The organism is Streptomyces sp. NPDC059166 (genome assembly GCF_042755185.1).
Lineage (GTDB): Bacteria > Actinomycetota > Actinomycetes > Streptomycetales > Streptomycetaceae > Streptomyces.
Genome location: NZ_JBHZCI010000001.1, coordinates 90,544 through 108,056, shown reverse-complemented (window position 1 = coordinate 108,056; position 17,513 = coordinate 90,544). Strand labels below are relative to the sequence as shown.

Genomic DNA, 17,513 nt, shown 5'->3' with positions numbered 1-17,513 from the left:
GTGTGTGGCTCAAGGTGGTTGCCCCGGGCGCGCATCGCGAGGTGACGCGGCGTCGGGTCCGCCAGGGCCTTCACCCGTACGGTCCTCCGGGAGGGCCGCGGCCCCCGGTCCGTGATCGGCTGGGACGGTGCCTACCCGGAAGCCCCTCCTGCCCGACGTCGCGCGGCGGACGGCCGCCTGGTGCGGCGTCCTGCTCCTCGTCGCCGGTGTGGCGGCGGTGGCCGTCTGGTTGTGCGTCGAGCTCAAGACCGCCGTCACCCCGGTTCTCCTGGCGCTGCTCGGCACGGCCCTGCTCGGTCCGGTGCACCGCTGGCTGACGGCGCACCGGGTCAACCGGTCGGTGTCCGCCGGACTCACCTGCGTCGCCCTGGTGGCGGTGGGCGGCGGCGCCGGGTACATCGTCGTCACCGCGCTCGTCGACACCGGTGACCAGATCGTGGAGTCCTTGAAGGACACCGTGCAGTGGGTCATCGACCACTTCGAGATCGAGGGGGTCGCCGATGTGGACGACCTGGCGGACAACGCCAAGTCGCTCGTCGAGAAGTTCGGTGCGAGCGCGGCGGGCGGGCTGCTGAGCGGGATCAGCCTCCTCGGGTCGCTCGTCACCACGGGGGTCCTCGCACTGCTGCTGACCTTCTTCTTCCTGCGCGACTCCGACCGCGCCGTCCACCTCGCCCACTCGATCGCCCCGCGCGGGACGGGTGACCTGGTGGAGGCCATGGGCCGCAGGGCCTTCGAGGCCGTCGAGGGCTTCATGCGCGGCACGACCTTCATCGCCCTGATCGACGCGCTCTGCATCACGGTGGGCCTGCTGATCCTGCGGGTACCGGGCGCGGTGGGACTGGGGGCACTGGTCTTCGTGGGCGCCTACATCCCGTACCTCGGCGCCTTCCTGTCCGGTGCGGTGGCCGTGCTGGTCGCGCTCGCCGACCGGGGCCTGGTGATCGCGCTCTGGGCCCTGGGCGTGGTGCTCGCCGTCCAGGTGCTGGAGGGGCATGTGCTGCAGCCGGCCATCCAGAGCCGTACCGTCCAGATGCACCCCGCCATGATCATGATCGCGCTGACCGCGGGAGCGAGCGTGGCGGGCATCCTGGGCATGCTGCTCGCTGTGCCCCTGTGCGCGGCGGCGTTCGGCGTGATCGGGGTGCTGCGCAGCGGGTACGAGGCCGAGGGCGGGAGCCACGTGGCCGGTGCCGAGGCGCACGGGGCGCCGGACAGCGGTTCATGAACCCCCGGCGGCCGTCAGTTCCACCGGATCCGCCGACTCGTACAGCTCGAACCAGATCGACTTGCCCTCGCCCCGCGGGTCCACGCCCCAGGCGTCGGCGAGCATCTCCATCAGGACGAGGCCGCGGCCGCTGGACGCCATCTCCCCCGGCCTCCGCTTGTGCGGCAGCTCGTCACTGGTGTCCGCGACCTCGACCCTCAGCCGCCGCTCGCCCTTCTCGCCCGAGACCTCGGCGACGAGGAGCGCGTCCCCGTCCGTGTGGACGAGCACGTTGGTGGCCATCTCCGAGACCATCAGCTCCGCGGAGTCGACCTGTTCCGAGTCCGCCCAGTCGTGCAGCAGCTCCCGCAGCTGCTGCCGGGCGGCGGCGACCCTCTCCGGTTCGGCCTGGGCGATCGACATCGCGGAGCGCCGGCCCGGGGTCCTGCGCGTCCGGGCGGCCTCGCGGCGCAGGACCACGAGTGCGATGTCGTCCTCGCGGCGGTCCACCAGCGGCCCGGTCGTGTAGTGCGATCCGGGGCCGTGCACCGTCTGCACGAGCGCCTCGGCGAGCTCCTCCAGATCCTCCACGGGCTGCTCCAGGACCGGCCGGAGCCGGGTCCATCCGGTGGCCATGTCGTGTCCACCGGTCTCGATCAGCCCGTCCGTGCACAGCATGATCGTCTCGCCCGGGCTCAGGACGACCCTCGTCGTCGGGTAGTCGGCGTCCTCCTCGACCCCGAGGGGCAGTCCGCCCGCCGTCTGCCGGATCACCGCGGTGCCGTCGACGCTGATGACCACGGGGTCGGGATGCCCGGCCCTGGCGATGTCGAGGGTGCCCGTCTCGGGGTCGGCCTCCGCGTACAGGCAGGTCGCGAAGCGCGTGGCGTCGGCGGGCTCCTCGCCGTCGGTCAGGTCGTAGGTCTCGGTGAGCCCGGACAGGAAGCGTGAGGCGCGGGCGAGCACCGCGTCGGGACGGTGCCCTTCGGCGGCGTACGCGCGCAGGGCGATCCGCAGCTGGCCCATCAGACCCGCGGCCCGCACGTCGTGGCCCTGGACGTCCCCGATGGCGAGGGCGATCCGGCCGTTGGGGAGCGGGATCACGTCGTACCAGTCGCCACCGACCTGGAGGCCCCCGCCGGTGGGGATGTAGCGGGCCGCCACCGTCAGGCCGGGCACGCCGGGGCCGAGGGAGGGCTTCATCGCCCGCTGGAGGCCCAGGGACAGCGCACGCTCGGTCTCGGCCGCTCCGGCACGCGCCAGCGCCTGTGCCAGCATCCTGGCCACCGTCGTGAGCACGGAGCGCTCGTCGGGGGAGAAGGCGACGCTGTGGCGGAACCCCGCCATCCAGGCCCCCATGGTGCGCCCGGACTCGATCAGCGGGAGGAAGGCCCAGGACTGGCGCCCGAACCCCTTGGCCAGCGGCCAGGTGGCGGGGAAGCGCCGCCGGTACTCGTCCGGCGAGGCGAGGTAGATGGCCTGGCCGGTCCGTACGACCTCGGCGGCCGGGTAGTCCGTCTGCAGGGGCATGTCGGTGAACGGCTTCTCGTCGCCCTCGTTGTGCCCGTGATGCCCGATGACCGTCAGATGCTCGCCCGACACCCCGAACACGGCGAGGCCGTCCGGCGAGAAGCCCGGCATCGAGAGGGAGCCGGCGACCCGGAGCACCTCCTCGGTGGAACCCGCCTCGGCCAGGGCCCGTCCCGCGTCCAGCAGGAACGCCTCGCGCGACCGGCGCCAGTCGCCCGTGAGCGGGGTGTGCGCCGCCGTGGACCCCGGGGGCTCGACGACCTCCTGGAGGATCCCCGTCAGGACGTACGCGTGGCGGCCCGGGGTGTCCAGCGGGATCGGCTTGGACCTGCTGCGCACCGTGCGTACGACGGCGCCGTGCTCGTCCACGATGCGCATCCTGGCCTCGGCCACCGTGTCCTCCGCGATCGCGTAGTTCACGACGCCGAAGATCTCGTTCCAGTCGGCGGGGTGGAAACGGGGGCGCACCTCGTCGCCGGGGCGGGACACGGCCTCCGCGGGAAGTCCCACCAGCCGCGCCGCCTCGGCGTCGAGCGTGACCGTGCCCGACGAGCTGTCCCAGCTCCACAGGCCGGTCCCGATCGCAGCCAGGATCTCCTCGGTGCGCATTGCCCCACTTTAGGAAGGTTCTCTTCTTCGTCGCCACCGAGGAGGCGGCACCCGGCGCTCACCCTCCGGGGGTGCCCGCACGCCCCTCGGACGGCCGTGCGGCGGTAATCCCCCGCAGGTGGTACCTCCGCGGGCGGTAGCCTGGGGTGTCAATCCACCCCGACCGCGAAGACTGGATGAACGACGATGCATCGGTACAGGTCCCACACCTGCGGCGAGCTCCGCGCCTCTGACGTCGGCACCGACGTCCGGCTGAGCGGCTGGCTGCACAATCGCCGAGACCTGGGCGGCATCCTCTTCATCGATCTGCGCGACCACTACGGCCTGGTGCAGCTCGTGGCCCGCCCCGGTACGCCGGGCAACGAGGCCCTGTCGAAGCTGACCAAGGAGACGGTCGTCCGGATCGACGGCAAGGTCTCCGCGCGTGGCGCCGACAACGTCAACCCGGAGCTGCCGACCGGCGAGATCGAGATCGAGGTCTCCGAGGTCGAGGTGCTCGGCGAGGCCGGCCCGCTGCCCTTCACGATCAACACCGAGGACGGCGTCAACGAGGAGCGGCGCCTGGAGTACCGCTTCCTGGACCTGCGCCGTGAGCGCATGCACCGCAACATCATGCTGCGCTCGGCCGTGATCGCCTCCATCCGCTCCAAGATGGTGGCCCTCGGCTTCAACGAGATGGCGACCCCGATCCTCACCGCGACCTCCCCCGAGGGCGCCCGTGACTTCGTCGTCCCGTCCCGGCTGAACCCCGGCAAGTTCTACGCGCTGCCGCAGGCCCCGCAGCAGTTCAAGCAGCTGCTGATGATCTCGGGCTTCGACCGCTACTTCCAGATCGCGCCCTGCTTCCGCGACGAGGACGCCCGCGCGGACCGTTCGCCCGGCGAGTTCTACCAGCTCGACGTCGAGATGTCGTTCGTCGAGCAGGAGGACGTCTTCCAGCCGATCGAGAAGCTGATGACCGAGCTCTTCACCGAGTTCGGCAACGGCCGTGAGGTCACCTCGCCGTTCCCGCGCATCCCGTTCCGCGAGTCGATGCTGAAGTACGGCAACGACAAGCCCGACCTGCGCGCCAAGCTGGAGCTCGTCGACATCTCCGACGTCTTCGCCGACTCCGGTTTCAAGGCGTTCGCCGGCAAGCACGTCCGCGCGCTGCCCGTCCCGGACACCGCCGGTCAGTCCCGCAAGTTCTTCGACGGCCTCGGTGAGTACGCCGTCGAGCACGGCGCCAAGGGCCTCGCCTGGGTCCGCGTCGGCGAGGACGGCACGCTGGCCGGTCCGATCGCCAAGTTCCTCACCGAGGCGGACGTCAAGACCCTCACCGAGCGGCTCTCGCTCGTCCCGGGCCACGCCGTCTTCTTCGGCGCCGGCGAGTTCGACGAGGTCTCCAAGATCATGTCGGCCGTCCGGGTCGAGGCCGCCAAGCGCGCCGGCCACTTCGAGGAGGGCGTCTTCCGGTTCTGCTGGATCGTCGACTTCCCGATGTACGAGAAGGACGAGGAGACCGGCAAGATCGACTTCTCGCACAACCCCTTCTCGATGCCCCAGGGCGGCCTGGCCGACCTGGAGGAGAAGGACCCGCTGGACATCCTCGCCTGGCAGTACGACATCGTCTGCAACGGCATCGAGCTGTCCTCGGGCGCCATCCGCAACCACGAGCCCGAGCTGATGCTGAAGGCGTTCGAGATCGCCGGTTACGACCGCGAGACCGTCGAGCAGGAGTTCGCGGGCATGCTGCGCGCCTTCCGTCTCGGCGCCCCGCCGCACGGTGGCATCGCCCCCGGCGTCGACCGCATCGTGATGCTGCTCGCCGACGAGCCCAACATCCGCGAGACGATCGCCTTCCCGCTCAACGGCAACGCCCAGGACCTGATGATGGGCGCACCGACCGTGCTGGAGGAGACCCGTCTGCGCGAGCTGAACATCCAGCTGCGCAAGCCGGTCGCGGCGGCCAAGGACAAGGCCGAGGCAAAGGACTCCGTGGCGCGGGACACCGGCGCCAAGTAGGACCCGAGGTTCCGCTTCGGTTCCACGTGAAACAGTCCCCGGCCGTCCGGCCGGGGACTGTTCGCGTTCCCGCCGGGCTCACCGGCGGCGCACGACGGAGCCGTCTGCGGCGGCCGTGCTCCGCCCCGGGCCCGGAACCGCTCAGGTTCCGGGCCTTCTTGCTGCGTACGGGTGAGACGTGCCGAACGCGCCGATCGGGGGTACGCGGTCCGGGTACATCCGGATGGCACCGGTTCAGGTGGGGCACCGCCCGCCCCGGCACATGGCACCGGAAGTGCTCGCCCGCCCGCCACCGAGGAGTTGCGCACCGTGTCCGTCCCGCGTCGCCCGTACGTCCTTCTCGTCGCCCTCTTCCTGCTGGTCATCGGCTGTTCCGCCGGAGCCGTACGGAGCTCCGACGACCCCTCGGGGCCCCGGGGGGCGTCCGGGCCAGGGGCGTCACCCGCGCCTTCCCGCACGGTCGAGCCCTTCGTCGCTCCCGCCGAGATCCCGGGGCTCGGCCCGCAGACCCTGGCGCAGCTGCCGGCCACCGCCCGTCAGGCCGTCGTGGTGACAGGGCAGGGCCCGGACTCCAACCGTTCGGCGGTGGAGCTGTACAGCCGCGATGACACCGCCCGGGGCTGGCGCCCTCTGGCCGGTCCCTGGCCGGCCCACAACGGGATGGAGGGCTGGACCGACCGCCATCTCGCCGACGACCTCAGGTCACCGATCGGGGTCTTCGGCCTGACGGACGCGGGCGGCAGGCTACCGGACCCGGGCGCGCTGCTTCCCTACGACGAGGAGCACGGTTTCGCGGTGAGCGGCGAGGGCTTCCTCGGGGAACCGCTGGAAGGTTCCTTCGACTACGTGGTGGCCATCAACTACAACCGTGTCGCCGGCACCAGCCCGCTGGACCGCACGCGGCCCATGGGTGCGGAGCGGGGCGGCGGCATCTGGATCCATGTGGACCACGGCGGGCCCACACAGGGCTGCGTCTCGCTGACGGAGGACCGGATGCGCGAGCTGCTGCTCACCCTGGACCCGGCGAAGGAGCCCGTGATCGTGATGGGGGACGTGGCGTCGCTGGCCCGCTGATTCCCGGGTAAACACGGTGTCCCGGGCCGTACTCCGGAACAGTCTCCCCGGTTCGCCAGGGGGCCGTCGTGAGCGTTGTCGAAGAGAACGTCCTCACTCAGGACGTCTTCGAGGATCCGGCCCGTCACGCCGTACGCGCGGATGAAAGCCCTGAGGCTGGAATTCGTGAACGGGAAGGATGGGGGTCAAGGCGGTGCCGGACGGGGATCGCGGGCGGATCATCGCCTGGCTGACACGGATCTGCATCCAGGCGGACGCGAGCCGCTGGTTCTTCGGCGAGCAGGGCCTTCGCATCGAGTCCTACCGCAAGGGGAACGCCCGTGCGGACGCCGGTCTCGCCCCCAGGGCCTCGGCGAAGTAGCGCTTCTTCCAGATTGATGATCATGGGCCCGAGGAGTGCGAGGGGCCGGTGAGGGCTTCCCGCGATATGTCGCAGGTCGGCGGCGATGTTTCGCAGGTACTCACCGCGGCCGCGCTGGGGGCTGTGGCTTCCGAGGCTGGATGGGGATGCTCCGGAAACCGCAGCACGGGCGGCACCGCACGTGACGCGGCGCGCCCCGCCCGTCCTGGCGGTCACCGATACGATCGAGGCGTTCCGCCCGTCACCACCGTGGCCCGCGAAACCCGCCCCCCGCCGCACGGACGCTCTCCCTGGCCCGGCGGCCGTTACAGCCGCCTCCCTCATGCTTCTGCGGCGGAGGAATCCAGTGCACCTGCGCTTCCGGGGTCGTCCCCTTCTCGGACAGCGTCGGTGTAATCAGCTCCGGGACTCTCGCCGGTGGCGGGCCGGCCCCGGAGTCCGTTGACCACCAGTCCGAAAGCGGCTGCGGCAATGACCGCGGCGGCGACGGCGGGTAGGGCTCCGGCCTGCCAGTTGTCGAGTACTGCCCCGCCGAGCGTCGCCCCGGTGGCGATACCGAGGTTGAGCACGGTGATGCCGATCGCCCCGGAGGCGGCCTCCCGGCCGGGGGAGGCGATCCGCAGCAGGTGCATCTGGAAGACCGGCGGCAGCAACCCGATGAGTACGCCCCAGCCTGCGATCACCACGACCGCCACGGAGAGATGGAGATCCAGCAGGAGCAGTGAGGCGGCGCTGCCGGCGAAGACGGCGCTGGGCGTCCTCGACCACCGCGGGCAGCTGAGCTTCATAGCCCTGCAACCCGCCGGCCATGACAGTGTCGCGGCCGGCAGCTCTCGAGCCCGACGTCGGACACGCCGGCAGGCTCGCCGCACGTACGAAGGAGCCCGGGCCCCGATGTGATCGGGTCCGGGCTCCTCGGTGTGTGCGTACGGCCGCTTACGCGGGCTTCTCCTCCAGGCGCGGGAAGAGCACCGCGCCCTTGGTGACCGTCGCGCCGGCGGGCAGCCGGCCCCAGCGGCCCGCGTCCTGGACCGGCTGAGCGGCGAGGGCGCCGAGCGGCGCCTCGGCGCCCAGGGAGTCCCACAGCTTCTGCGAGGTCTCCGGCATCACGGCGTTGAGCAGCACGGCGACGCCGCGCAGCGACTCGGCCGCCGTGTACAGGATGGTCGCGAGGCGTGCCTGGCCCTCGGGGGAGGTGTCCTTGGCGACCTTCCAGGGCTCCTGCTCGGTGATGTAGCCGTTGACCTGCTTCACGAAGTCGAAGATCGCCAGGATGCCGCCCTGGAAGTCCAGCTCATCGCCGATCTTCCGGTCGGCGATGGCGACGGCCTGCGCCAGACCCTCCTGGACCGCCCGCTCCGCCTCACCGGCCGCCGTGTCCTCAGGCAGCGCGCCGCCGAAGTACTTGCCGACCATGGCCGCGACGCGCGAGGCGAGGTTGCCGTAGTCGTTGGCGAGCTCGGAGGTGTAGCGCGCGGTGAAGTCCTCCCAGGAGAAGGAGCCGTCGCTGCCGTACGCGATGGCGCGCAGGAAGTACCAGCGGTAGGCGTCCACGCCGAAGTGGGAGGTCAGGTCCTGGGGCTTGATGCCGGTGAGGTTCGACTTCGACATCTTCTCGCCGCCGACCATCAGCCAGCCGTTGGCGACGACCTTGCCGGGCACCGGGAGGCCCTGTGCCATGAGCATGGCCGGCCAGATCACCGAGTGGAACCGGAGGATGTCCTTGCCGATCAGGTGGACGTTCGCCGGGAAGGTGCTGTCGAACTTCTCCTGGTTGGCGCCGTAGCCGACCGCCGTCGCGTAGTTGAGCAGCGCGTCGATCCACACGTAGATCACGTGCTTCGGGTCCCACGGCACGGGGACGCCCCAGTCGAAGGTGGAGCGCGAGATCGACAGGTCCTGGAGGCCCTGCTTGACGAAGTTCACGATCTCGTTGCGCGCCGACTCGGGCTGGATGAAGTCCGGGTTGGCCGCGTAGAGCTCCATGAGCTTCGGGCCGTACTCACTGAGCTTGAAGAAGTAGTTCTCCTCCTTGAGGAGCTCCACCGGCTTCTTGTGGATCGGGCACAGCTTCGTGCCGTCCTCGGACTCGATCAGGTCGCCGGGGAGCTTGTACTCCTCGCAGCCCACGCAGTACGGGCCTTCGTACCCGCCCTTGTAGATCTGGTCCTTGTCGTACAGGTCCTGCACGAACTCCTGCACACGGTCCGTGTGCCGCTTCTCCGTCGTGCGGATGAAGTCGTCGTTCGCGATGTTCAGGTGCTCCCAGAGGGGCTTCCAGGCCTCCTCGACGAGCTTGTCGCACCAGGCCTGGGGGGTGACGTCGTTCGCCTCGGCCGTGCGCATGATCTTCTGACCGTGCTCGTCCGTGCCGGTGAGGTACCACACCTTCTCGCCGCGCTGGCGGTGCCAGCGGGTGAGCACGTCGCCTGCGACGGTCGTGTAGGCGTGGCCCAGGTGAGGAGCGTCGTTGACGTAGTAGATGGGGGTCGATACGTAGAAACTCTTCACGCCGTCGCCCCCTTGCTTCTCGGATCCAGTGGCCGCCATGGTCGAAATCCTAACGGCCCGTGGATGATCCACTCACATCGATAAGGGCCGCCCGCCTCCGGAGCGCCTCGCGGACCATCCGTTCCCGCGCCGACGGCGCATTCCGGGAGAAGCGGACGGGGGTGCGAGGCGGGCGCTCACGGCGGTACGGGCACGGCGCCGCCCGGCCCCGAGGGCGGGCGGCGCCGTGCCCGTACGGCTGCCTGTGGTCAGCTTTCGACGATCCCGCGCGCGGCCGCCCAGGCGGGCAGCCCGGCGAGCACCTCGCGGTAGAAGGCCGCGTCGGGAACCTCGCGGGGAGCGGGGCCCGCGTGGAAGAACCCGGCGTTCGCGGCGTCGAGCCGGCGCAGGAAGTCGAAGCCCTTCGCGTCCTCGTCGCCGAACGCGACGAACTGGAAGAACAGCGGGAGCCGCGCCGCGTCCGTCAGTGCCTGCTTGGCGGCGACCTTGGCGTCCGGGGCGCCGTCCGTCTGGAAGACGACCAGGGCCGGTCCGGTGGCCCCGGACTTCTCGTAGTGGGTGACGACCTCCTCGACCGCGCGGTGGTAGTTCGTACGGCCGAGGCGGCCGAGTCCGGCGTGCAGCTCGTCGATCCGGCCCTCGTGGGCGGTGAGGTCGATCGCGCCGGTGCCGTCGATGTCGGTGGAGAAGAAGACGACCTGCACGGTGGCGGAGGTGTCCAGGTGCGCGGCGAGTGCCAGGGTGCGGTCGCCCAGGTGCTGGGCGCTGCCGTCCTTGTAGAAGGGCCGCATCGACCCGGACCGGTCGAGGACCAGGTACACGGTCGCCCGCAGCCCGGTCAGCCCCTGGGCCTTGAGCGCGGCCTGTGCGGCCTTGTACGGAGTGACCAGTTCGGGGGCGGAGCCCTTCACCCGGGCCAGGGTCACGGCGGGCCTGCCCACGGCGGCGGCCTTGGGCGCGGGCGCGGCCTCCGGGGCGGCTGCGGGCGTCGCCTCCGCGACGGGGGCGTCGGTGCCCGGGACGGCGGTCGGCTCGGCGGCCTCGGGTGCGGGCTCGGCGGCGGCCGGCTCGGTCTCCGGGACGGCCGAGGCGACGGGACCGGCCGTCACAGGGGTGGCCTCGGCGGACGGCACCTGCTCGGGGGCGGTCTCGGGCTCGGCGGCGACCGGCGTGGGTTCGGCGAGCGGCGCGGCCCGGACGTCCTCGGCGGCGGGAGCCTCGGCCTGGCCCGGAGCGGTGGGCTCCTCCGAACCGGCGGGCGCCTCGACGACTGGCGTGGTCTCAGGCGCCTCAGCGGCGGGAGCCTCGGGTGCGGGAGCCTCGGCGGCGGGAGCCTCGGGTGCGGGCGCCTCCGTGGCGGGAGCCTCGGTGGCCGGTGCGGGCACCACGACCTCGGCAGCGGGCGCCACGGTTTCGGCCGCGGTTGCCTCAGTGGCCGGTTCCGGTGACTCCGGCGACTCCGTGCCGGTGGCGGCCGGTGCGGTGACAGCGTCGGCCGCGGTGTCGGCCGCGGTGGGCTCGACGCCCGGCTCCGGCTCCGGGTCGTCCATGTCGATCGTGATCGGGGCCGGCTCGGTCGTGCCGGAGCTCCCCGCCGCGTCCTCGACGGCATCCACGGTTTCCTCGGAGACGACCGTGGCATCCGTGGCACCCGTGGTGCTCCCGGCGGGCTTCGCCTCAGGGTCCGAGCCCTGGGCGGGAACCCTGGGCGCGGGCGCGGCGGCCGGTGCGGTCACCGAGGACACGGCGGGCTTGTCGAAGGCAGCCGCCACCAGGTCCGAGGCCCGTGAGTCGTCGTGCCCGGCATCGGCGGACCGGTCCGGGGAGGAGGCGGGAGCCGGTACCGATGTCTGCGCCGACTCGGCCGCCGAAGTGGCGGTCTCCTGCTCCGCCTCCGTGGGCTGGGTGCGCTCGGCCTGGGGCGGGACGGTGGCCGTGGTCGGCTCGTCCTGCTCCGTCCGGCCGAACACCTTGCGCAGCAAGCTCCGAATGCCCATGAGCGAGGCCTTTCGCATGAGTTGGGTGCGATAAATGTCCGTACTGCGGGAATTGATCCCTGGCCAGGGCGGATACGTAAGGTTAGCGGCCGGATCCGGCCGTTCGGCGGCGCGGCCCGCCCCCGCGTCAACCGAGCTCCAACCGGGTCGGAACCGAGTCCTGGCGGGCCGCGAGGGCAGCGGTGGCCGGGACTTCACCGTCTGTTCACCAGCAGTCCCACGTATGGCGTGGACGCGCACCTACCGTCACGCGTGACACACAGACGGAGGGACGAAAACGTGCGCAAAATGCTGCCGCTCATCGGCTCGCACCCGGGCGGGCGCTCTGCGCTGACCTGCCGCTACCGCTGCGGTGACGCCTGTTTCCAGGAGATTCCCAACACCAGCGACAACGAGTACGCGGGCGACATCATCGCCGGTGCCCTGTCTCGCCGTTCGATGATGCGCGCCGCGGCCGTGGTGACCGTGGCCGCCGCCGGAACCGCCACCCTCGGCGGTCCGTCCGCGCCTGTCGCCGAGGCTGCACCTCTCGCCGGCCGTACGGGCGGCAAGCAGAAGCCCACCCTTTCGGGTGCCCGGGGACTGCGGTTCGGCGCGGTGGCTCCCAACCGGGACGACAAGGTCACCGTCCCCGACGGGTACGGCCAGAACGTCGTGATCCGCTGGGGCGAACCGATCCTGCGCGGTGCTCCGGCCTTCAACCCGGACAAGCAGTCCGCGAAGGCCCAGGCCGGTCAGTTCGGGTACAACAACGACTTCCTCTCCCTGCTCCCCCTCAAGGGCGAGCACGGCCGTCAGGTGCTGGTCGCCAACCACGAGTACACGGACGAGATCCTGATGTTCCGTGGCTACGATCCGGCCAACCCGACGCGCGAGCAGGTGGAGATCGCCTGGGCGGCCCACGGACTCTCCGTGGTCGTCGTCCAGGAGGAGAACCGCACCGGCAGGCTGACCCCGGTCAACCGCCACCCGCTGAACCGCCGCCTCACCGCGACCAGCGAGTTCCGGATCACCGGACCGGCCGCCGGGAGCCCGCTGCTGCGTACCTCGGCCGACCGCACCGGCAGCAGGGTCCTCGGCACCCTCAACAACTGCGCGGGCGGCACCACTCCGTGGGGCACCACGCTGCACGGCGAGGAGAACTTCAACCAGTACTTCGCCAACGGCTCCAGCGACACCGACAAGCGCTACGGCATCGGCACCGCCGCGACGGAGCGCAAGTGGGAGAGGTTCGACAAGCGCTTCGACCTCGCCCAGGAGCCGAACGAGGCACACCGCTTCGGCTGGGTGGTCGAGCTCGACCCGTACGACCCGGACTCCACCCCCCGCAAGCGGACCGCGCTCGGCCGCTTCAAGCACGAGGCCGCGCAGCCCCGGCTGACCGCGGACGGCCGCCCGGTCGTGTACATGGGCGACGACGAACGCTTCGACTACCTCTACAAGTTCGTCTCCAGCAAGCAGATGCGGAAGGGCAACTCGCGGGCCGCCCGCGAGCACAACCTGACGCTGCTGGACGAGGGCACGCTGTACGTCGCCAAGCTGACGGGTGACTCCCCCGCCACCGAGTTCGACGGCACGGGCAAGCTTCCCTCGGACGGCGAGTTCGACGGAAGCGGCGTCTGGATCCCGCTGGCGACCGGTGACACCTCGCACGTGCCCGGCATGACCGCCGACGAGGTCTACGTCTTCACCCGTCTGGCCGGTGACAAGGTCGGCGCGACGAAGATGGACCGCCCCGAGGACGTCGAGCCGTCGCCGCGCACCGGCCGGGTGTACGTCGCGCTCACCAACAACACCGACCGCGGGAAGGCCGGCAAGGCGGGTGCCGACGAGGCCAACCCGCGCAACGCCAACAAGCACGGACAGATCCTGGAGCTCGCGGAGAACTGGGACGACCCGGCCGGTGACGGCTTCGCCTGGCGGCTCTTCCTCGTGGCGGGCGACCCGGAGGACCCGGCCACGTACTTCTCGGGCTTCCCCAAGGACAAGGTCAGCCCGATCTCCTGCCCGGACAACGTGGCCTTCGACAGCCACGGCAACCTGTGGATCTCCACGGACGGCAATCAGCTCGGCTCCCACGACGGGCTGTTCGGGGTCGCCACCCAGGGAGAGCGGCGGGGTGAGCTCAAGCAGTTCCTCACGGTGCCGGCCGGTGCCGAGACCTGCGGCCCGCTGATCCAGGACCGCCGGGTCCTGGTCGCCGTGCAGCACCCGGGCGAGGTCGACGGCGCGTCCGTCGAGAAGCCGGCGAGCACCTGGCCCGACGGCCCCGGCAGGATCGTCCGCCCGGCGGTCGTCGCCGTCTGGCGCAAGGACGGCAGCGACATCGGCGTCTGAACCTGCCGGAGCCGGAGCCGGAGCCGGGGCGTCGGTCGGAGCCGGACCTCCGCCCCGGTCGGCGCCGGACCCGGTCGGGAGCGTCCGGCCCGCGGAGGCCCGGGAGAGCGAACTCCGTGAGAAGCGGATGCCGCCCTCCGGACGTGCCGATCCCGTGGGGACGATGTTCCCGTCCCAAATAGATGCGATGCGAACGTAGTTGCCTTGCTAGCGTGCACGGCCGGTGTCCTGACGTCAGGTCAGCGACACCGGCCGTACACGTTTCAGCACAGCACTACGGAGGATTTCCGCATGGGACGACGAACTCGCAGAACCCGCCTCGCGGCCTGTGCCGTGGTGGCGGGTGCGCTGCTGTCGGCACTGGTGCCGGCCGCGGGCGCCGCCGCCACCCCGGCCGCAGCACCCGGTGCCGTCACCGCCGACGACCCGGTGCCCGGCCACGAGGGCATGCCGGACGACGGATTCGCGGACGCCCCCGAGGGGGAGCAGGACGACTTCGCGGGGCCCGACGGCTCCACTCCGGCCACCGGGTCCGCCGAGGCGCCCTCCGCGCGGTCCTCCGCGGGCACCCTGGCCGTGGTACCCGGCCGGGCGAGCGACTTCAACCTGACCGCGGGCAGCAATCTCACGGGGATGGTCGACCAGCTCTACAAGGCTCTGCCGACGCAGGGCCTCACGGCACTCATGGAGCAGGCCAACCGCGACTCCCTGTGGAACTCCGCGTGCGGGACCACCGGGATCTACGGCTCCGACCTCGGCAACCACGCGCGGGTCTGCTGGCAGAGCAAGGACGACGCGATATCCACCGAGTGGATCCCGCAGGCCATCACCGGTGTCTCGGACGCGCAGGAGGACGAGAACTGGGGTGACTCGGACTCCGATCCCATCGCGGTCGCCAGCTACGACAACGAGAACCCGGGCCGCAGCAACTACGCCTCCGGGCGCGACAACTGCGTACAGTCCTCCGCCTCCGACGCCTGCAACGAGAAGGGCATCCGGGTCAGCTTCTTCAACAAGGCCACCGGCAAGTACCGGCACGTCCTGCTGGTCTGGCCGTACGTGAACTCCAAGGACCACATCTCGTTCGACGCCCTGCACGCACGCGAGGGCAAGTGCACGAGCAGCGTGACGTCGTCCTGTGCGGCACAGAACGGCATCCACGCGGGCGGCATGGTCTGGTACGGCAACTACCTGTACGTGGCCGACACCGCCAACGGAATGCGGGTCTTCGACCTCCGCCGGATCATGGACCTCAACCCGGACAACGACAGCTCGGTCAACGACCCGACCCCCGACGGCCTGGTCAGCGATGTCGAGAACAAGAAGCAGGTCGGCCGGCAGAGCAACGTCTGGTACGCCTACGGCTACCGGTACGTCATGCCCCAGGTCGCCACGCTGAAGTTCACCACGGCCAAGAACACCGGGACGACCGCGGGCAACCAGTGCTACGCCACCGGCCGTCCGAAGGCGTCGTACATCTCGCTCGACCGGACCGGGACGGACCACATGGTCCTGGGTGAGTACTGCAACTACAACAACGGCGGCACCAGCCACGGCCGGGTCGGTACCTACCCCATGACGGCGCTCACCGCTGCGGTCGAGGGCACCCAGGGGACCAACGCGGCGGCCGACCTCGCTTACGGGCTGCCGGACTCCGGCACCTTCGGCAAGGAAGCGCTCTGGCACAAGATCCAGGGAGTCATGCGCTACGAGGGGAAGTGGTACTTCCACCGCAGCAACGGCTACGACAACGGCCGGCTGCTGCAGGCGACGCCGCAGACCGTGGACGGCACCTCGCAGCTCGTCGGCAACTCGAAGATCCTGGAGAGCTCGTACGGCCCCGAGGACCTCTACCTCGAGCACGGCAGGGGCAACGGTGTCGCCCCGCAGCTGTGGTCGCTGAGTGAGCACGCGCCCAGCAAGTGCGGTGTCTGCAAGCGGGAGCTGTACAGCTACGGCATGAGCGAGGTCATCAGCGCCTTCGGTTCCTGACCGCACGGCGGCGCCTCACCGGACTAGAGTCGGACCCATGGTTTCCGGTGAGGCGCCGCAGGCGGAGGGCAGTGTCCGGGTCGACGCGTGGATCTGGTCGGTCCGGCTGACGAAGACGCGCTCGCAGGCCGCCGCCGCCTGCCGTGCGGGCCACGTCCGGGTCAACGGCGAGCGCGCGAAGCCCGCCCAGAACCTGCGTACGGGCGACGAGGTACGGCTGCGCCACGCGGGCCGGGACCGGATCGTGGTGGTCTCGAAGATCGTGCGGAAGCGGGTCGGGCCACCGGTCGCGGCCGAGTGCTTCGTCGACAACAGCCCGCCCCCGCCGCCGCGTGAGGCGGCGATCCAGGTCCCGGTCCGTGACCGGGGCGCGGGCCGGCCGACCAAGCGGGACCGGCGGGAGATGGAACGCCTCCAGGGCCGGGGCCCCGACCAGGGCTGACCCGCCAGTTCCGGTATCCCTCCACCCGGCGGTCAGCTGCGGTATCCCGCCAGCCGGCGGTCAGCTCCGGTATCGATCCACCCCGCCGGTCCGCTCCGGTATCCACCCCGCCGGTCAGCTCTGGTACCCCTCCACCTGGTCGGCCGGGCGTACCCGGGCCTTCGAGGGGTCCTCGCCGTACTCGCCGAGCGCACGCCGTCGTCGCAGCAGGTCCCAGCACTGGTCGAGCCGGACCTCCACCTCGCGCAGCCGTGAGCGTTCCTCGGCGGTCAGCCCCAGGTTGGCTGTGGAGCGGTCGCGCAGGGCGCGTTCCTCGGTGACCAGCTGGTCGATGTCGTCGAAGATGTCCTGGTCGGCCATGTGTCTCTCCTCGTCCGTGGTCCCCGTGCGGCCGCGAGCGTCAGGACGCCCGGGGCGAGGCGCGGCGGTCGGTCGCGGTAGCGCCACGCGGGTCGCCTCAGACGCTGAAGACGGTCTTGCCGCGCGCGCCGCCCGCGCGGTTCTGGGTGAGTGCCTGCGGGGCCTTCTCCAGCGGCAGCTCCATGTCGACCGGGACCTCCAGCTCCCCCGCGGCGACCGCCGCGGCCAGTTCGTCGAGGAGCGCGGTGCTCGGGGCGAGCCGGTAGTCGGTCCACGCCACACCGGGTGGCGCGGGCGCGCCCCTCGTGGTCACCGTGACGCCGCCGTCGCGGACCAGGGCGACGTACGGGGCGAAGGAGGCGGCATCGTCCGAGACGAGGTCGACGAGGGCGTCGACGCCGTCCGGGTAGAGGACGCGTACCGCCGCCTCCACCGCTTCCGGGCCGAGAGTCGTGTCCACGGTGGCGGCGGCGCCGAGCGCCGCCATCCGCCGTCCCTCGTCGCCCCGCACGGCCGCCACTACCCCGGTGCCCCGCCCTGCCGCCAACTGGGTGAGGAAGCTGCCGACACCCCCGGTGGCCCCCACCACCAGCAGGCTCAGCCCGCTGCGCACGGCGGTGCTCGACAGGATCTGCGCCGCGGTGGTCCCGGACGTCGGGAGCGCGGCCGCGGTCCGCAGGGGCAGCTCGCCGGGGACCAGGGCGACAGGGGAGTCCTGAGGGACGCACAGGTACTCGGCGTACGCCCCGCTGCGTCCGAGGGACGGCGCGGTCACGCGGCCGAAGACCGGGTCGCCGACGCGGAACAGGTTGTCGCCGCTGCCGATCATGTCCACCCGGCCCGCGAAGTCGGTACCCAGGACGTGGGGGAAGGCGAGCGGCGCGCCGGGGGCGGGTGCGCCGTCCGCGGTCTGCCAGTCGAGCGGGTTGAGCGCGGCGTACTCGACCTTGACCCGGATCTCTCCTGGACCGGGTTCCGGCTTGGGCACCTCGACGAGACAGGGCTCCGTACGGAAGGCGCTGACAGCGATGGCTCGCATACGGCAGACCTCTCAGTCGCCCCCCTGCGCTCACGCGTCCCACTCTCGCC

Annotated in this window: 13 protein-coding genes; 7 read left to right on the top strand and 6 right to left on the bottom strand. The window is 71.3% G+C overall.

The window, feature by feature from the left end; all coding sequences use genetic code 11:
* Positions 1-127 precede the first annotated feature (127 nt).
* On the top strand, positions 128-1,228 hold the full coding sequence (locus ACFXOA_RS00490) for an AI-2E family transporter (RefSeq protein WP_385020210.1): 1,101 nt from the start codon (positions 128-130) through the stop codon (positions 1,226-1,228).
* Here the strand turns inward: ACFXOA_RS00490 and ACFXOA_RS00485 are convergent.
* Positions 1,223-3,346, bottom strand: a complete 2,124-nt coding sequence (locus ACFXOA_RS00485; RefSeq protein ID WP_385020207.1) for a SpoIIE family protein phosphatase — start codon at positions 3,344-3,346, stop codon at positions 1,223-1,225. The genes ACFXOA_RS00490 and ACFXOA_RS00485 overlap by 6 nt on opposite strands.
* A 186-nt stretch (positions 3,347-3,532) precedes the next feature.
* On the opposite strand from ACFXOA_RS00485, the gene aspS reads away from it, so the two are divergent.
* The 3 genes from aspS (at position 3,533) to ACFXOA_RS00470 (ending at position 6,785) form a co-directional block, all read left to right on the top strand.
* Positions 3,533-5,350: an aspartate--tRNA ligase gene (aspS, locus tag ACFXOA_RS00480; protein WP_385020204.1), complete on the top strand. Its 1,818-nt coding sequence runs from the start codon at positions 3,533-3,535 to the stop codon at positions 5,348-5,350.
* A 309-nt stretch (positions 5,351-5,659) separates the two neighbouring features.
* Entirely contained in the window at positions 5,660-6,424 is a 765-nt protein-coding gene (locus ACFXOA_RS00475; RefSeq protein WP_385020201.1) for a hypothetical protein, read from the top strand.
* A 193-nt stretch (positions 6,425-6,617) separates the two neighbouring features.
* The gene (locus ACFXOA_RS00470) at positions 6,618-6,785 is read left to right on the top strand and encodes a hypothetical protein (RefSeq protein ID WP_385020198.1); all 168 of its coding nucleotides are present in this window, start codon (positions 6,618-6,620) and stop codon (positions 6,783-6,785) included.
* A 320-nt stretch (positions 6,786-7,105) separates the two neighbouring features.
* Here the strand turns inward: ACFXOA_RS00470 and ACFXOA_RS00465 are convergent, their stop codons facing one another.
* From ACFXOA_RS00465 to ACFXOA_RS00455, 3 genes are all read right to left on the bottom strand, one after another.
* Positions 7,106-7,573, bottom strand: coding sequence for a hypothetical protein (locus tag ACFXOA_RS00465; RefSeq protein WP_385020195.1), 468 nt, complete (start codon positions 7,571-7,573; stop codon positions 7,106-7,108).
* 148 nt (positions 7,574-7,721) lie between these two features.
* Positions 7,722-9,335, bottom strand: coding sequence for a methionine--tRNA ligase (metG, locus tag ACFXOA_RS00460; RefSeq protein WP_385020192.1), 1,614 nt, complete (start codon positions 9,333-9,335; stop codon positions 7,722-7,724).
* 209 nt (positions 9,336-9,544) lie between these two features.
* Positions 9,545-11,293 carry a VWA domain-containing protein gene (locus ACFXOA_RS00455; protein WP_385020189.1) on the bottom strand — a complete coding sequence of 583 codons (1,749 nt, stop codon included), beginning with the start codon at positions 11,291-11,293 and terminating at the stop codon, positions 9,545-9,547.
* 279 nt (positions 11,294-11,572) lie between these two features.
* Here ACFXOA_RS00455 and ACFXOA_RS00450 point away from each other — a divergent pair, with 279 nt between their 5' ends.
* The 3 genes from ACFXOA_RS00450 (at position 11,573) to ACFXOA_RS00440 (ending at position 16,064) form a co-directional block, all read left to right on the top strand.
* Positions 11,573-13,630, top strand: a complete 2,058-nt coding sequence (locus ACFXOA_RS00450; RefSeq protein WP_385020187.1) for a PhoX family protein — start codon at positions 11,573-11,575, stop codon at positions 13,628-13,630.
* A 291-nt stretch (positions 13,631-13,921) separates the two neighbouring features.
* Positions 13,922-15,622, top strand: a complete 1,701-nt coding sequence (locus ACFXOA_RS00445; RefSeq protein ID WP_385020184.1) for a hypothetical protein — start codon at positions 13,922-13,924, stop codon at positions 15,620-15,622.
* A 37-nt stretch (positions 15,623-15,659) separates the two neighbouring features.
* Positions 15,660-16,064: an RNA-binding S4 domain-containing protein gene (locus tag ACFXOA_RS00440; protein ID WP_362549750.1), complete on the top strand. Its 405-nt coding sequence runs from the start codon at positions 15,660-15,662 to the stop codon at positions 16,062-16,064.
* Positions 16,065-16,178: 114 nt separating this feature from the next.
* On the opposite strand, the gene ACFXOA_RS00435 is transcribed toward ACFXOA_RS00440, so the two are convergent.
* Together ACFXOA_RS00435 and ACFXOA_RS00430 are read right to left on the bottom strand one after the other, a co-directional pair.
* Complete coding sequence (locus ACFXOA_RS00435) at positions 16,179-16,424, bottom strand: DUF2630 family protein (protein WP_385020181.1); 246 nt, start codon at positions 16,422-16,424, stop codon at positions 16,179-16,181.
* A gap of 97 nt (positions 16,425-16,521) precedes the next feature.
* Positions 16,522-17,463, bottom strand: coding sequence for an NADP-dependent oxidoreductase (locus ACFXOA_RS00430; RefSeq protein ID WP_385020178.1), 942 nt, complete (start codon positions 17,461-17,463; stop codon positions 16,522-16,524).
* Positions 17,464-17,513: the final 50 nt, after the last annotated feature.

What these genes read in the sequence shown, in the direction of transcription:
- aspS (WP_385020204.1), top strand. Translation starts at nt 3,533, where the DNA reads ATGCATCGGTACAGGTCCCACACCTGCGGCGAGCTCCGCGCCTCTGAC.
- ACFXOA_RS00485 (WP_385020207.1), bottom strand. Translation starts at nt 3,346, where the DNA reads ATGCGCACCGAGGAGATCCTGGCTGCGATCGGGACCGGCCTGTGGAGC.
- ACFXOA_RS00455 (WP_385020189.1), bottom strand. Translation starts at nt 11,293, where the DNA reads ATGGGCATTCGGAGCTTGCTGCGCAAGGTGTTCGGCCGGACGGAGCAG.
- ACFXOA_RS00440 (WP_362549750.1), top strand. Translation starts at nt 15,660, where the DNA reads ATGGTTTCCGGTGAGGCGCCGCAGGCGGAGGGCAGTGTCCGGGTCGAC.
- ACFXOA_RS00465 (WP_385020195.1), bottom strand. Translation starts at nt 7,573, where the DNA reads ATGAAGCTCAGCTGCCCGCGGTGGTCGAGGACGCCCAGCGCCGTCTTC.
- ACFXOA_RS00445 (WP_385020184.1), top strand. Translation starts at nt 13,922, where the DNA reads ATGGGACGACGAACTCGCAGAACCCGCCTCGCGGCCTGTGCCGTGGTG.
- ACFXOA_RS00430 (WP_385020178.1), bottom strand. Translation starts at nt 17,463, where the DNA reads ATGCGAGCCATCGCTGTCAGCGCCTTCCGTACGGAGCCCTGTCTCGTC.
- metG (WP_385020192.1), bottom strand. Translation starts at nt 9,335, where the DNA reads ATGGCGGCCACTGGATCCGAGAAGCAAGGGGGCGACGGCGTGAAGAGT.
- ACFXOA_RS00435 (WP_385020181.1), bottom strand. Translation starts at nt 16,424, where the DNA reads ATGGCCGACCAGGACATCTTCGACGACATCGACCAGCTGGTCACCGAG.